At 72.3% G+C, this 15376-nt stretch carries 10 protein-coding genes; 3 read left to right on the forward strand and 7 right to left on the reverse strand.

Features of this window, described 5'->3' with window-relative positions; genetic code table 11:
* Window positions 1–12: 12 nt before the first annotated feature.
* Complete coding sequence (locus HUW46_RS19805; protein WP_215548686.1) at window positions 13–873, forward strand: class I SAM-dependent methyltransferase; 861 nt, start codon at window positions 13–15, stop codon at window positions 871–873.
* Here the strand turns inward: HUW46_RS19805 and HUW46_RS19810 are convergent.
* From HUW46_RS19810 to HUW46_RS19835, 6 genes are all read right to left on the reverse strand, one after another.
* Entirely contained in the window at window positions 860–2794 is a 1935-nt protein-coding gene (locus HUW46_RS19810) for a TNT domain-containing protein (protein WP_215548687.1), read from the reverse strand. The two genes, HUW46_RS19805 and HUW46_RS19810, sit on opposite strands and share 14 nt — an antisense overlap.
* 94 nt (window positions 2795–2888) lie before the next feature.
* The gene (locus HUW46_RS19815) at window positions 2889–4733 is read right to left on the reverse strand and encodes a YrhB domain-containing protein (RefSeq protein WP_215548688.1); all 1845 of its coding nucleotides are present in this window, start codon (window positions 4731–4733) and stop codon (window positions 2889–2891) included.
* Window positions 4727–6868 carry an ADP-ribosylglycohydrolase family protein gene (locus tag HUW46_RS19820; protein ID WP_215548689.1) on the reverse strand — a complete coding sequence of 714 codons (2142 nt, stop codon included), beginning with the start codon at window positions 6866–6868 and terminating at the stop codon, window positions 4727–4729. Before HUW46_RS19820 ends, HUW46_RS19815 begins: the two co-directional genes overlap by 7 nt.
* Window positions 6855–8549: a TNT domain-containing protein gene (locus tag HUW46_RS19825; protein ID WP_215548690.1), complete on the reverse strand. Its 1695-nt coding sequence runs from the start codon at window positions 8547–8549 to the stop codon at window positions 6855–6857. The genes HUW46_RS19820 and HUW46_RS19825 overlap by 14 nt, the downstream gene beginning before the upstream one ends.
* Window positions 8549–11323, reverse strand: coding sequence for a hypothetical protein (locus HUW46_RS19830; RefSeq protein WP_215548691.1), 2775 nt, complete (start codon window positions 11321–11323; stop codon window positions 8549–8551). The genes HUW46_RS19825 and HUW46_RS19830 overlap by 1 nt, the downstream gene beginning before the upstream one ends.
* Before the next feature lie 155 nt (window positions 11324–11478).
* Window positions 11479–12708: an MFS transporter gene (locus HUW46_RS19835; protein ID WP_215549979.1), complete on the reverse strand. Its 1230-nt coding sequence runs from the start codon at window positions 12706–12708 to the stop codon at window positions 11479–11481.
* A gap of 317 nt (window positions 12709–13025) precedes the next feature.
* Here HUW46_RS19835 and HUW46_RS19840 point away from each other — a divergent pair, with 317 nt between their 5' ends.
* Window positions 13026–13607 (forward strand): YqgE/AlgH family protein, encoded by a 582-nt coding sequence (locus HUW46_RS19840; protein ID WP_215548692.1) that lies wholly within the window; start codon window positions 13026–13028, stop codon window positions 13605–13607.
* Window positions 13608–13651: 44 nt separating this feature from the next.
* On the opposite strand, the gene HUW46_RS19845 is transcribed toward HUW46_RS19840, so the two are convergent.
* A complete protein-coding gene (locus tag HUW46_RS19845) occupies window positions 13652–14065 on the reverse strand; it encodes an SdpI family protein (protein WP_215548693.1) in 414 nt (137 codons plus the stop codon).
* Window positions 14066–14131: 66 nt separating this feature from the next.
* On the opposite strand from HUW46_RS19845, the gene HUW46_RS19850 reads away from it, so the two are divergent.
* Complete coding sequence (locus HUW46_RS19850) at window positions 14132–15283, forward strand: esterase-like activity of phytase family protein (RefSeq protein WP_215548694.1); 1152 nt, start codon at window positions 14132–14134, stop codon at window positions 15281–15283.
* Window positions 15284–15376: the final 93 nt, after the last annotated feature.

The raw sequence follows: 15376 nt of genomic DNA on the forward strand, positions 1-15376 counted from the left end.
AGACTTTGCAGCATGACGAGCACGACCGCGGGCGCTTTCGAGGCGCTGACCGCACTGCACTCCGGCGAGCGGGACGCCGCTCGCGAGCTGGCCGCGCGCGCCGGTGAAAACGGTTCCCTGCTCGGTGCCGAGCTGGCGCGCTTCCTCGGCACCGGCTCGAACGGCGACGTGTATGGCGAACCGGAGGCGTTCGCGGCGTTCATCCGAGGTGGCGGGAACGTCGAGCTGTACCGGCGGCTTTCCCTCGAACTGGCGGCGAGCTACGACACGCTCAAGCCCGGTTCGCTGCTCGACCTCGGCTGCGGTGACGGGCTGGCCATCGGGCCCGCGCTGGAGCAGGCGAAGCACGTGCCCGGCCAGATCGATCTCGTCGAACCGTCGGCGGCGCTGCTCGACGTGGCGAAGACGCGGGTGCCCGGTTCGCCGCGGTTCTGGGCGAAAACCGCGCAGGAGTTCCTGGACGAGGCTGGCGAGAAGCACTGGGCACTGGCCCAGTCGACGTTCGCGCTGCAGACCATCCCGGAGTCCGAACGCGTAAACGTGCTGCGCCGGATCAGGGCCCGTACCGGCCGCCTGCTGATCGCCGAGTTCAACGTGCTCGCCCACCCGGAAGGCACCGACGAACACCTGCGTGCGCTCGCCGTCCGCTACGAGCGCGGCATCCGCGAGTACGCGGACGACGCCAGCCTGGTCGCGCAGGGGTTCCTGCTGCCGATGCTGCTGGGCCAGCTCGGTGGCGGCACCCGCAACAACTGGGAGCAGCCCGCGGTCGCCTGGCGCGCCGACCTGGAGGAAGCGGGCTTCGCCTACGTCGACATCGAGGCGCTCGCCGACTACTGGTGGTCGCCAGCCGTCCTGATCAGGGCGTGGTGACCCGTTCCAGCGCGCCGGTTTCCCGGTGGTGGCCGACCGGGCGCGGCAGGAAGTAGCCGACCGCGCCGCCCGGCATCGGGCCCCACGGCAGCGCGACCCCGGCGAGGACCCGCAGCGGCCGCCGGACGACCAGCGCCTGCCGCAGGCCCTGGCGTTCGGCTGGCAGCGCGGTCTCCGGGAAGGTGACCGACTCGTCGTGCACGAGGTTGCCGCCGTCGGGGCCGAACCGCACCAGCGCGGTACCGGGCGCGAGCACCACGATCCGCTTGCGCCGGAACAGGAACAGCGGTGGTTCGCCGCGCAGTGGCAGGATCGGCCAGTCGGGCATCCGGTCGGTCGGCTCGGCCGGTTCCGGTGCGCCCGCGAACGTTCGCGCCGGGTACAGCAGCAGCGTGCCGAGCAGGAACCGCGCGGCCTCTTCGAGATGCGCGAACGCCGCGGGATCCTCGTCGTCCGGGCCGGACACCTCCCAGCTGTGCTCGGTCCGCGCGAGCGACCAGACACCCTTGGCGCGCTTGCCGATCGAGTAGGCGCTCTCCGCGACGCCGTGTTCGGCGAGCCTGCGGCGCAGGATCGTCAGCACGTCCGAGGCGAGCAGCGTCCGCGGCCACTGCCCGCGGTCGACCAGCGCCGGGGTGTCGGGCTCGGCGAGATCGGCCACCGAGTGCACCGGACGTTCGGCACCGACCAGCTCGGCCTCGGCCGCGGCGCGCACCGGCTCCGGCACGTACGGCGGGCGGAACCCGGCGGCCCTGATGTGGTCGAGGAGCTCCGGCTGCGGTGGCACGCGGTACTTGCGCAGGTAGTGCGGCACCGCGGCGGGCCAGATCCAGGTGCCGTCGGTGTGGAACGCGTCCGGCACGTCGGGTTTGCCGGTCGGCGCGAACAGGTCCGGCAGGCGGCCGGGCCGCGCGAGCGCCACTGGCGAGCGGAACAGGTAGTCCAGCACGCCCCGCAGCTCCTCGGGCGGGACCGGCGGCCGGTTGACGGTCGGCTTGTCGCCTTCCGGCGGCCCGTCGACCACGGCCGCCTGCCGGAACGCGGTGGCGACCGGCAGGCCAGCCTTCGCCGCGAGCCACGGCGGGATGTTCTCCGGCTCGCGCGGGTACAGGGCGAGATCGGCGGTGTAGGCGGCGGGCGCGGGCTGTGCCCCCTCGTGCGGCGGCTGGCGCCAGTCGGGCTGGCGGTCGAGGTCGTAGTCGAAGTCGAACTCCCGCGACGACTTCAGCACGAACGTGCTCTGGAACCAGGTGCCCGCGCCGGGTGCGTACATCGCCGTCCGCAGCGCGGCGAACAGCTGGGACAGCGCGGGCGGCGGCGACAGGAAGGTCACTTCGTCGACCGGGTCGCCGAGGACCGACCGGACCTCCAGCTCGGCGTAGCCGCCGATCTGGCGGTACTGCGCGGCGATCGAGTTCCACTTCGCGGGCGCGATCTTGAGCAGGGCGCGGCCGATCCCGCGCAGGAACGGGTTGGGGTCGCTCGCGACCGGTTCCGGTGGTGGTGAGGTGGGATCGGTGAAGTCGTGGCGTTCCTGCCAGAGCGCCGAGAGGTCGTCGAGCGCGGCCTTGGTGCTGAAGTCGGTGAGCCCGAGCTCCGCGGCGAGCGCCTCGTCGGTGCCGCACCAGCGGAGCACGAGCGGGCCGGGCGACTCGTCGTCGTCCGGGGAGATCCGGTACACCTCGTCGTCGAAGACGCAGTGCGTCTGCAGGCTGAAGGTGGCGCTGACCTCGGCCTCGGGCACGATCTTCGCCTGCTTCGACTCCCACGTGGTGTCGAACTCAGGCGGCGCGTCCGCACCCGGCAGCGTCACCAGCAGCACGGTGCCGTCCGCCGTCGATCGCTGCGCCCGGTAGACGCCGCCCTGCCACACGGTGTACTGCGCGTCCGGCCGTTCGGCCGCTTCGACTCGGTAGTGCATGCACTTCTCCCCCGCGAACGAAACTTGACCGGCCTAAACCTAGTCCGGTCGCCGTGACGCCACTCACCGATCACCCGAAGGCGCGCCGCGACCCTCATCCGCGTGGGTAGCGCTGTCGTTCCCAGTCGTGCCGCGCGGACGGTTCGCGCCGCACGCCGAACCGCGCGAAGTGCCAGAACGCGTCGCTCGCCACGTTCTCCACCAGCCCGATCCGGCCGACCGCGCGCACCGCGTGCCGGGGCAGCCCCGGGACGCCGCCGCGCGCGCCGAGGAACGCGCCGGTCAGTGCCGAGACGAGCGGATCGCCCGCTGCCGCTTCGAAGGCGGCTTCCGCGTCGTAGTGCCGCTTGCCGACCGCGAACAAGGCGCGCCCCAGCACGGACAACGGTTCGCCGCCGTCGCCGATCGTCCCGAGCTGGGCGCGGTCGTCGGCGTCCCGATCCTCCCGGAGTCCGAGGACGGTCTTCGACAGTTCGCCCGCGAAACGTCGTTCTTCGCGCGCGAAGGTGCGGAGGTGGACGTACACCGGCAGCGCGTAGTCACCGGGTTTGAGCAGCTCCCACAGCACGTCGACGAACGTGTCCAGCGCCGCGGCCGTCGATTCGGTGAGCGTGCCCGCCATGGCGCGCGCGATCGCCTTCGGGTAGTCCTGGCTCATCCCGGCGACGTCGGCACCGGCGGCCGTGATCGCGGCGAGCGGCACCAGCAACGGTGACGCGGCGGGTTCGGGTTCTTCGCCGAGCGCGATCGCGAGCCAGCTCGACGACGACGCTGGTGGCGGGAAATCCGGTGGGACATCGAAGGTTCCGGGTTCCGGCGGCAAACCCCGGATGACCGATTCGGTGTGCCGCAGGAGCTGGGCGGTCAGCGGCCCTTCGCCGGACACCAGTGCCTCACCGGCGGCGAACCCGGCGAACGCGCCGACCAGCCGGTGCCAGGCGAAGGTGCCCGGCGGCGTGTTCCTCGGGTCGAACTTGCCGAACGTCCACGGCACCGGGGACGGCGCGCCGAAGTGGTCGTAGTGCGCGACCAGGCCGTTCGCTTCGAGATCGGCAGGCCACGACGGCCCCCGGTTCTGCCGGATTCCGCGCAGGTTCGAGAACCGCACGGCGTACCCGGTGAGGTAGCTCTTCGCCTCGTCGGCGGTCAGCTCGTAGCCGGAGTTCCGCGCCCAGCCCGTGACCGCGGCGACGTGGCGGCTCAGCAGATCGGGGATCTCGATCCGGTGGTCCGCGGTCAGCCGTTCCGCCAGCGCGAGCACTTCGGGGTTCAGCTCGGCCGCGACCTCGTCGACGGGTTCGCCTTGCGGTGGCAGCGGAACGGTCCGCAAGTACTGGGGCGGCAGCGAAAGGCTCAGCGCGCGGCCGGGGTCGACGACGAACCCGACCGGGTCCTCCGAGCGCAGCAGATCGCCCGCGAGCATCCGGCGCCAGCGCGAGACCCCAGCCGGGACAGCCTCCGTCGACGTGCAGATCGCCACCTCGTACTGGGGGTCGATCCCTCGCAGCGCGGGCGATCCGCCGTCGTCGACCGGGACCACGACCTCGGTCGCGGCGAGGCGTTCGGCGAATTGCTCGAGGGTGATCCGGTCCGCGTGCAGGTCGTTCAGCAGCCTTCCCGCCGCGGTGTGCCGCACCGGGAAACCGCGCCACACCGCCGGGTCGACGGCCTCCGTCTTTTCCCGCGGCACCACCGGATCCCGCGGCGGTGGCGTCATCACGTCCACCGCCAGCGTGATCGCACCGCCGTCGTCGGGCACGTGCACGGTCGGCGCCGGGAAGAGCCCCGTGCCGAGATCGGTGCCGTCGAGGTACGCGGCCGCGTTGTAGGGGACGTACCACCCGTCGGCCGCCCTGGCCGCGAATTCGGGCTGCACGCGCAGATCCGGGTCGTCGAGCCAGTCTTCGACCCGCGCCACCGCTTCTTCGACCGTCACCACCGCGGGTACCGCGCCTTCCAGTGTTCGGGGTCGTGCCGCAGCGCGGAATGGAGGTCGAAGTGCCAGAACGCGTCCGTGGCCACGTTTTCCACCAGGTGCCGCAGTTCGAGCGCTTCGACCCAGTCCGACGGCAGCCCGGGGATGCCGAGCCGTGCGCCGAGCAGCGCGCCCGCGAGCGCGCCGGTCAACGCGCTGCGGCCGGAGTGGTTGACCGCGCGCCGCAGCGCGCGGCGGGGGAAGTTTTCGAAGCTGCCCACCGCGGCGATCGTGCGCCCCAGCACGGAAAGGGTGTCTTGGCCGTCGCCGATCGCCTCCGGATCGCGTGCCGTCGGCACCCCGTACGACGGCACCACCGGCACCGCCGCGTCGACCGCCGCGCGGATCCGGTCCCACGCCGGGCCGTGCTCGGACCGAGACGGGCTGGCCGTTTCCTTCGCCTGCACGGCCGCGGGCAGCACCACCGCCTTGCCGCTCAACATCTCCTGCCACACCCAGGCCAGGTACGTGACGGCCTCGAGATCGCCCTCGTCGCGGGTGGTCTGGCCGGCCATCAGCCGCGCCGCCTGCCGCACGCCGCCGTCGAACCCGCTCCCGGGACCGCCGTCGGTCAGCGCCGCGGGCAACGCGGTCAGCAGCGAGGTCGGGCCCGATTCCAGGTCCGCGGGCTGGGGATCCCGCTTGACGTGCAGCTCCGGGCGCCGCAGCAGCCAGCCGTCGACGCGGTGCAGCGGCACGCCCTGGGTGTGCAGCCACCGGAGCACGCCGTTGCGCGCGACCTCGCCGAATTTTCCTTCGAGCTCGTGGTCCTCGCGGTGCGGGCTGCGGATCACGGCCTCGGTCATGAACAGCAGCCGCTGGGTGAGCGGGCCGAGCTGACCCGGTTCGGTGTAGGCCGTTTCGAACCCGGTGACGCCGTCGGGGCCGTACCGCGCCTTGATCTCGTCGAGGTTGAGCTTGTCGACGGCCGCGCCGAGCGCCTCGCCGATCGCGAACCCGACGTAGGCGCCGGTCACGCGTTCCCAGCCGTATCGGAACCCGGGGAGCCCGAGCGGGAAGTACTTCCCGAAGGTGTCGAGCGCGGGTTCGACCTCGCCGTCGTTGCCGTAGGCGGGCTTCAGGCCGTTGGCCGCGAGGTCCGCGGGCCAGTCCGGTGGGTCCGGTTGCTGTCGCCGCGCGAGCCACGACTCGCCGAGCACGGTCCGGCGGCACTCGTCCTCGGTGAGTTCGAACCCGCGTTTGCGCGCCAGCGTCGCCGCGCGCAGCGGCGGGTCGACGGGGTCGGTGAGCCCGAGCTGCTTGGCCGCTTCGGCCGCGGCCGCCACCATCGCTTCATCGGCTTCCGGGCAGGTGCCCCGCACGTCGACGGGTTCCGACTCGCGCGGCCATTCCGCGCACGCCTCGGCCAGTTCGGTGCCGGTGAGCACCGTGTGCATCGTCGGCGGGCCCCAGAGGTCGAGGTCCGGCGGCGGCGTCATCGCGGCGAGCCGTGCGACGTCGACGCGCCACCAGTGGTGCACGTCGGGCGGCAGCCACCTGGTCGAGGTGAAGACCTGCATTTTCGGCGGCTCCTGGCGGTGGTAGCCGCGCGGGATCCGATCGCTCTCGGGGTCGAAGGGGACGACCACCTCGGCACCGGCGACCCCGATCAGCACCTGCTCCCTCGACAGCCACTTGCCGACGCCGAACAGCAGCACGGTTTCGAGGAAGTTCTCCGGCCGCGGGTAGCCGCGGCGGATCGGGCCCGTGCGGTAGGCCGGATTCTCTTTCCGCTCCCCGGAAGTGCACTCCCAGCCGACGACGACCGCTTCGGGCACGCCGAACAGTCCGACACCGGCTTCGGCGTATTCGGGGTCGACGATCTCACGCCAGTGCTCTTCGCCGGGGAACGCGAGCGGGGTGCTGATCCCGCCCGGTGACGGCGAAGCGAGGCGCGGTTCGCCGTCCGGCTCGGTGACGACGATGACCGGGGGCGGGAAGATCCGCCGCCCCGCGTCGCCGTCGTCGAGCCAGGCGACCGTGTCGTACGGGATCGCCCAGCCCTCGGGCACGCGGCGCACGCGCTCGTGGTCGGCCCGGATCGTCGTGTCGGCGGCGAGCCATTCCTCCGCGCGCGTGATGGCTTCAGCTCGTTCCACTGCTACCCCGATGTTCCACGCTGCCGTCCGCGACGTGCGCGCCGAGCGGTTTCGGGAGCACGTAAGCGACTCCGCCGCCCGGCTGGCCCGCCCACGGCACGGTGATCCCCGTGACCACGTAGAGCGGGCGCGCCAGTGCGTACTCGTGGCGTTGCCCCGCGCGGCTGACCGGCAGGGACGTGCGGTCGAACCGGGTGCCGCGGGCGAACGCGAAGTTGCCGTCGGTACCGCCGTACCGGGTCACGCCGGTGCCTTCGGCGAGCCGGATCATGCGCTTGTTGCGCAGCAGTGTCAGCGGCGGCTCGCCGTCGACGGGCTGGATGGGCCAGTCGGCGACCTGCTTTCCGGTTTCCAGCGCCGTTTCCCGGCCCGCCCACGGCCGGGCGGGGAAGATCAACAGCGCGCCGAGCAGTTCCTGGGCGGCTTCCGCCGGGCGCGGGAACACGGTCGGTCGCACCGGTTCCCCGTTCTCGTAGCGCGCGACCTGCCACCGCGCGCCGACTCGTTCCAGGCACCAGAGCCCGTCGGCGTGCGACCCGATCCGGTAGGCATCGCGCGAGACGCCGTACTCGTCGAGCCGCTTCACCAGCACGGTGAACAGCTCCGCTGCCGTCAGGCCGGGGTCGAGCGCGGACCCGTCCTCGACGAGCGCCACCTCGTCCGGTTCGGCGAATTCGGGACCCCATTCGGTCGGGCGCGGGTGGCCGAGCAGGTCGGCTTCGGCGGCGGCGCGGACGACGTCCGGTGGCCACACCGGCTGGAACCCGCGTTCACGGATCCGCGTCAGCAGCTCGGGTTCGGGTGGGACACCGCGCTCGCGCAGCTGGTCCGCCACGGCCGCGGGCCAGATCCAGAGGCCGTCGGTGTGGTGCGGCTCGGGCCCCACCACCGGGCAGCGTTCGAGGTAGCGCAGCACTTTGACCGCATCGTCCTCCGGGATCGGCGATCTGTCTTCGACGACCTTCGCGTGCCGGAATTCCGTGGTGTACGGCAGTTTCGCGAGCGGGCGCCACCAGGCGGGGATGGTCTCCTCGGTGCGCGGGAAGAACTCCAGCTCCTTGGCGTACGCGGACGAACCGATCGCCAGCCTCGGCGGTTGGTCCGCGTCGAAGTCGAAGTCGAAGGTTCCGTCGGCGCGCAGCGTGAACTCGGCGTTCGTCCAGGTCCCGTACCCCGGCACGGCCATCCCGGCCCTCAGGTCCCCGAAGAGCTGGCTGACCTCCGGCGGCGCGGACCACGACAGCACCAGCTCGCCCGCGGTGCTGGTGACGGTCAGCCTGGCGGCTTCGCCGACCGCGCTGAACACCGCGTCGATGCGCTCCCACGGTTCGCCGCGCGCGGTGAGGAAGTCGCGGAGGGTCCGGCCGATCCCGATCACCAGGTCCTGCTGTGCCTCCTCGGTGAGGCGGTCCGGCGGCGGCACGAGCGGACCGGTTTCCGTGCGGACCTGTTCGAGCCCGGTGATCTCGGCGGGGTCCACCGAAATCCGTTGCCCACCGGGAAATCCCACCGCTTCGCCGACGGCTTCGAGATCGACCTTGCCCGAAGCTTCGGTCGCCCCGAACCGCGGCTGGCCCGCGAACGTCGCCGTGGTGCGCAGGTCGAAGGGCTGCCCGTCGCGGAGGTCGTAGGAGCCGTTCGCCAGCTCGTGCGGCCTGGTTTCGTAACGCGGTTCGGACATCAGGTACCGGTGCCTTCCTCGCCCGGCGCCGGGCCGAGGTCTTCGTCGTCGTGGCGCAGGGTCGGTTCTTCGGGGAGCGCGTCGTGGTGGGCCGGTTCCGCGTCCGGTGCGGGTGCGGGGCCCAGGTCTTCGGGTTCCTCCGGTTCGACTCCGGCGGGCGGCTCGGCGTTCCCGGCATCCGGGTCGAGCAATTCGGCGAGCCTGGTACTCCCGCTTTCCGCGTAGTGGCGTGCGATCTCGGCGTACCGCGCGCGGCGCTCGGCCATGCCCTGCTCCGCGGCTTCCGGTTCGAGGTGCCTCGGGTCGCCCGGCAGTACCTCCTCGGCGTGGATGATCCACTTCCGGTCGACGAGTTCCTTGCTGTGCACGAAAAGCTGCGTGCCAGGCGGGAAAAGGCCCACCCGCTCGCCGATGTCCTTCACGTTCTTCGAGTCGACGTGGATCTCGACGTCGTGCACTGGCACTTCGCCGCCTTCGATCGTGGCGCTGGCGAACGAGGTTTCGACGGCTACTTCGCCGGGCGGGTACTGGTCCGCGGTCAGTTCCGCGAGCCACGCGTCGCCGTGGTGGTCGATACCGCGCACGGTCTTGGCCTCGACGCCGGGTACTTCGTCGAGCGCCGCCGCGAGCGCGCGGGCCTGGCGTTCCCCTTCCGGCGCACCGGAGCGGAGCGCGGCGTTGAGGTCGTAAGCGAGGTCGTGGTAGCCGGGGAGTTCCAACCCGGGCAGGTCGCCTTCGCGGTGGTACGGCAGCAGCAGCACCTTGGCGCGGCCTTCCGGCAACGACGCGAGCCGGTTCGTCATCGGGTCGACGATCATGACGCCGTGCTCGGTGTGCACGACCGTCACCACCCGGTTGGGCTCGCCCGCCGCGGCCTGGAACGCCAGCACGCCGCGCGACCCGACCGGCTGCTCGCCCATTACCCCGATCGCACCGGCGAAATCGGGGTGTTCCACCCACTGCCCGCCGAGCCGCTGCCGCACCGCGTCGAGGGAACTGACGTCGTCGGCGAGCGCGGCGGCCGCCTCGCGCGGATGGCCCCGGAACGCCTCTTCCAGCGCGATGACGGCTTCCACGTCGTTGCCGTGGAAGCCGTTTTCCCGCGCGCCCGGCGCGTAGTAGTTGCGCGCGTTGACGCCTTCGACCTCGGGCAGGTGTTCGCGGAGGAAGCGCACCTGCTGCTCGGGGCTCCGCACGGTGCCCGCGTGGATGGCGGGTTCGTCCGCGCTCGTCTTTTGGCTCTGTTCCGCCACTTCAGCGAGCGCGTCGATGATCGACTTCGCGCGATGATCGTGGTCCCGGCGCTCCGGGATCTCCTGATCCGCTGCGTGGTCGAGGTGTCTCGGGTCGCCCGGCAGTACCTCCTCGGCGTGGACGACCCACTTCCCGTCGACGAGTTCCCTGCTGTGCACGTGGAGCTGGGTCCCGGGTTTGAACAGCACTTCCCGTTCGCCCGCCACCGGCGCGAGTCCGGAGATGTCCCTGCCGTTCTTCGCCTCGATGCGCAGCTCCACCTCGCCGTCGGCCTGCGCAGTGCTGGTGAGCTGGCTTTCCACGACGGTCTTGCCGGGTTCGTAGCGCGCGGCTGTCGTCGCGGCGCGGACGACTTCGCCCTCGAACGGCGGCAGTTCGTCGAGCCCGGACACGATCGCGCGGATCAGTTCGGGCGTCAGCGCGTGGAGAACCTCGTGCCGCGTGTAGCTGTGCACCGCGTAGGCGCCGTCGTCGGACATGTGGCCGTAGCGCGGATCCCGCGCGCGCAGTTCGAGCGCGGTGCGCCGCACCTCCTCGTGGCGCAGCTCGCCGTGGTCGCCGATCTGCCCGGTGTCGAGCTGGGTTTCCCGCAGCGCGGCGAAGTCCGCAGTCCGATCCTCCACTGTGGACGGTGGGTCGTCCGGCTCCGGCGGAGTGTGGGGCGGCTCCGGTTTCTCCGGTTCCTGGCGCGGGGGTTCCGGGCGCGGCGGCTGCTCGGGCCTGCCGCCGTCGGGGCGTCGCGGACCCGGCTGGCGACCGGGCGGGCGGGTGCCCTCCGGCCTGGACGGACCGGGTGGCGGCCCGCCCGGCGCGCGGCTCGCTTCCGGCGGCAGTGGACCGCCCTGGCGAGGACCGGGAGGCGGCGGGCCCGCGGGAGGGCGCTGTCCCGGCGGTGGCATCGGCGGGCGCGCGCCGGGGCGCTGTCCCTGCGGCACGCGACCCGGTGCGACCGGGCCATCCGGGGGACGGTGGCCGCCGGGGCGTGGTCCTTCCCGGCCCGGCAGCGGCCTGCCCTGGCCGGGCGGGGGCTGGCGCGGGCGTTCCTGGCCGGGTGGGCGGTGGCCGGGCGCGTCCTGGCCGGGCCACTGCGGTGTGGTGGGCCCCGGCTGCCCTGGCCTGCCGGGTCCTTGCCGGGGTGGACGCCGTGCGTCCTGGCGGCGCGGGTCGAAACCGGGCGGCGGCCCGCCCGGACGTCCCGGTGGCATCGGCGGGCGGTGGCCTTGCGGGTGCTGGGGGCGGACTCCGCGCGGCGGGGTGCCGCCGGTTTCGAGGCGCGGCGGCGTCGAACCCTCCTGCGGTGCGAAACCCCGCGGGCCCTGTGGTGCGCGCGGAGGGTCGGCGGCGGGAGGGTACTCGCTGCCGGGGCCGAACCCGCCGTACGTCGTCGGTGGTGGCGGTAACGGCGGTGCGGCGTGCGCGACGGTAGGAAAGTCCGATGTGGACGGTGGTGTCGGCTCGTCGTCGGCCGTCGGCCAGTTCGGCTCGGCCTGGTTGCCCGCCTCGGGCGTTTCCGCGCTCACGACCAGGCCGTCTCCGCGCAATCGCACAGTTCACCAGGCACTGTCAAGGGTCCCCCGCCGTGTTTTTGCCAGCACTGCGGGAATCACCCTAATGCCACCCGGTTGGGTGGCACGCGGGGTTCCGCCCAACGAGTGGCTCTCTTTGCGCCAGCGAATCAGTCACGGCGGACGATCGCGAGGTATCCCGCCGCGCCCGCCAGGTACACGACCGTCGCGGCGATCAGGAGACTGGGCGACCGGCCGTCGAACGGGGTGATCGCGGCGGCGATCGCGACCGCCACCACCTGTGTGATGTTGAACAGGGTGTCGTACAGCGCGAAGACGCGGCCCCGCGCTTCGTCGCGGATGTCGTGCTGCACGGCCGAATCCACACTCAGCTTCAGCACCTGTCCCGACGCCATGATCAGGAACGTCGCGAGCAGCACGGTCGGCAGCGTCATCGGCAGGCCGAGCCCGAGCTGGGTGGCCGCGGCGACCACCAGCGAGCCGACGGTCGTCCGCCTGCGGCCGAACCGCGCGACGAGCTTCGGCGTGCACAGTCCCGCGACGAAGATCCCGGCGCCGCCGAGCGCCGCCATCTGCCCCAGCCCCGGCAAACCGGCGCGCAGCGGACCGAGGTTGGTGAACGCGAAGCGCAGCAGCAGCACGGACAGCAGCAGCGAGACCCCGAACGACGCGCGGTGCGCGAACAGCGCGACGAACCCGCCGGTGACGTTCGTCGAGGTGCGGGCGGCACGCGCACCGTCGGCAAGTCCCTTGGCCACGGCGAGCACGACGTCGGGCGGCTCGTCGACGGTCGACGGGCCGAGCGCGCCCTTCGCGAACTTCGCCGCGATAGCGGCCGCGACGACGGCGCCGAGCACGGCGGCGGAAGTCGTCCACGCGGACCCGGAGTTCCCGTGGCCGACCAGTTCGCGCAGCCCGATCGCGCACCCGCCGCCGAGGACCGCGACCAGGGAGCCGAGCGTGGTGGCGACCGCGTTCGCGGAGACGATCGCGTGCTCCGGCACGAGATGGGGCAGCGAGGCGGACATCCCGGAGCCGATGAACCGCGACATCCCTTCGGCGACGAGCCCGAGTGCGAACAGGCCGAAACCGCTCGCGCCGAAGCCGACCGCGAGCGCGGCCGCGACGATCGCGATCGCGCGCGCGAGGTTCGCGAACACCAGCACGCGGCGGCGGTCCCAGCGGTCGAGCAGTGCGCCCGCGAACGGGCCGACGAGCGAGTACGGCAGCAGCATCGCCGCGAACCCGCCCGCGATGGCCAGTGCGTCGGCGCCGCGTTCGGGGTTGAACAGCAGCGCGCCCGCGAACCCGGCGCGGAACACGCCGTCGGCCCACTGCGCGGCGAACCGCGAGCAGAGCAGCGTCCGGAACCCCGGCATCGCCAGGAAAACGCGCGGGCCGGTCCTCGCGAGCGAGGCTTGCGTGGTCACGATTTCCCAGCATACGGCGGTATCGCGGGCGTGGTTAGCATCGCGAAGGCGAACGATGGGCGAAGAGGTGGGCTGGCGCACTTGGTCGCCTCTCGGCGGGTATGCGCAGTGTGGCTCCAGCCGGACGGTATTCCACAAAGGCGGTTCTTCAGTGAGCCCGGGGGACACGGAGTGCGCCAGCCACCCTCTCCAACGGTACCTCGTCCCTTGTTGTTCCCGGCTCTACTTCCCCAGCCCCGGTACCGCCGGTCACGGGCAGTGGGATCATGGGCGGCGTGCCTGCGGACGCCGAGGTTGAACCGGGAACGCTCCTGGTCGCCGCCCCCACGATGTTCGACCCCAACTTCCGGAGAACAGTGGTGTTCGTCATCGATCACCGCGACGAGGGCACGCTCGGGGTGGTGCTGAACCGGCCGAGCCAGGTACCGGTCGACGACGTCCTGCCCAACTGGGGCCCGCACGTGGTGGAGCCGTCCTCGGTGTTCGTCGGCGGCCCGGTGGAGAAGAAGACCGCGCTGTGCCTCGCCGCGCTGCGCACCGGGGAAAGCGCGTCGGCGGTGCCCGGCCTGATCGCGGTCCGCGGCCCGGTCGCGCTGGTGGACCTGGACACCGATCCCGATCTGCTGGTGTCGAAGGTCAGGGGCCTGCGGGTGTTCGCTGGCTACGCGGGATGGGATTCGGGCCAGCTCGACGGCGAAATCGCCCGCGACGACTGGCTGATCGTCCCCGCGCTGCCCAGCGACGTGCTGGCGACCCCGGAACGGGACCTGTGGGGCCAGGTGCTGCGGCGCCAGGGCGTCCCGATGGCCCTGCTCGCCACCCACCCCGGCGACGTCCAGCGAAACTGACCGCCGCCGAGCGCGTTTAGCCCGCTAAATGCAGGTGGAGAGGGTCAGGCGCGGTTCAGGGCGCTCGCGACGCCGCAGCCGCCCGCCCCGCACGCGCAGCCCGAGCATCCGGCCGGGGCCGGGGCGGGCACGTTTTCCGCGGCCTTGTTCCCGAGCACTCCGCCGGCCATGACCAGCGCCACCAGCCCGACGAGACCCACGACCGAGCCGATGACCAGGCCGGACGTGGTCGGCATGACGAGCCCGGCGATCCCGCCGACGACGGCGATCGCGCCACCGGCCATGGTCGGCAGCCCGGCGACCTTGTTGCCGAGCCGGAACGCCTCGTCGCTGCGCAGTGTGGCCGCGGTGCGGACGCCGACGGCGGAGTCGCGGGCGAGCCGCTCCCGCCACCCGGCGAAACCGCCGAGTGCGGCGACGAGCCCGACGAGGATGACGACCAGCGGGATCACGAACACGAGTTCCAGGATAAGCGTGACGCGTAAGCAACCTGCCAGCTACCTTGATCGGCTGTGCTGCACGCCATGTCGAAAACCAGAATCGCCGCCGCGATGGCGGGCGCCGTCGTGCTCGCCACCGCGCTCGCCCCCGCCGCCTCGGCGGCACCCGACCGGCCCGTCCACGAGGTGCGCCTGCTCGGCGAACGGATCGTGCCCAACGACCTCGTCTTCGAAGGGACGCAGGTCGGCGGGCTGTCCAGCGTCGACTACGACCCGCGCACCGGCGGGTACGTGTTCATCTGCGACGACCGGTCCGCGCTGCAGCCGGCGCGCTTCTACACGGCGAAGTTCGACGTCGGCGCGCACGGCGTCGGACCGGTGGCCTTCACCGGTACGCACCCGTTCCGGCGCCCGGACGGCACGACCTACCCGCCGCTGGCGAAGAACGACCCGTCGCTGCCGCAGAACGAGCAGACGGTCGACCCCGAGGAGCTGCGCACCGACCCGTGGACCGGTGACTACTACTGGTCGCAGGAGGGCGAGCGCACCGCGAACACGCTGATCGACCCGTCGATCCGGCGTGCCTCCCGCGACGGCGCCTACGTCCGCGACCTGCCGCTCCCCGCGAACGAGAAGATGGTCCCCGGCGCGGGCCCGCGCCAGAACCTGGCCATCGAGGGGCTCACCTTCGCCGGGCTCGGGTCGCTGATCGCCAGCTCCGTCGAAGGGCCGATGCTGCAGGACGGCCCTGACGCGACGCCGGAGCACGGCGGGCTCGACCGCATCACGCTGCAGAGCCGCTTCGGCCCGGTGCTCGCGCAGTACGCCTACCCCGAGGAGAAGGTGTTCGCGGCGCCGAACCCGCCCGGTGCCTTCGCCACCACCGGCATTTCTTCCCTGCTGGCGGTCGATCCGGTGGACCCGGCGAAGTTCCTGGTGATGGAGCGCTCGTTCGTCACCGGCGTCGGCAACAAGATCCGCATCTACGAAATGGACACCAGGGGCGCGACGAACGTGCTCGGCGTGAAATCGCTGGCCGGGGCGAAGAACGTCAAGCCGGTGCGCAAGCGCCTCGTCGCCGATCTCGCCGATTTCAAGCTGTCCACTGTGGACAACGTGGAGGGCATGACCTGGGGACCAACGCTGCCCTCCGGCGAGCGCACGCTGGTGCTGGTCAGCGACAACAACTTCTCGGCGACCCAGGTCACGCAGCTCATCGCGCTGGCCATCCGGTAGCGGGCGCCGCTTGACCAGCGGCTATCATGGTGCGCGTGAACACGGCTCGGCTGCTTCTTGGCCTGCCGCGCTGATCAGCCCGACGCGGATCAG

This window comes from Amycolatopsis sp. CA-230715 (assembly GCF_018736145.1).
In the GTDB taxonomy this organism is placed as follows: domain Bacteria; phylum Actinomycetota; class Actinomycetes; order Mycobacteriales; family Pseudonocardiaceae; genus Amycolatopsis.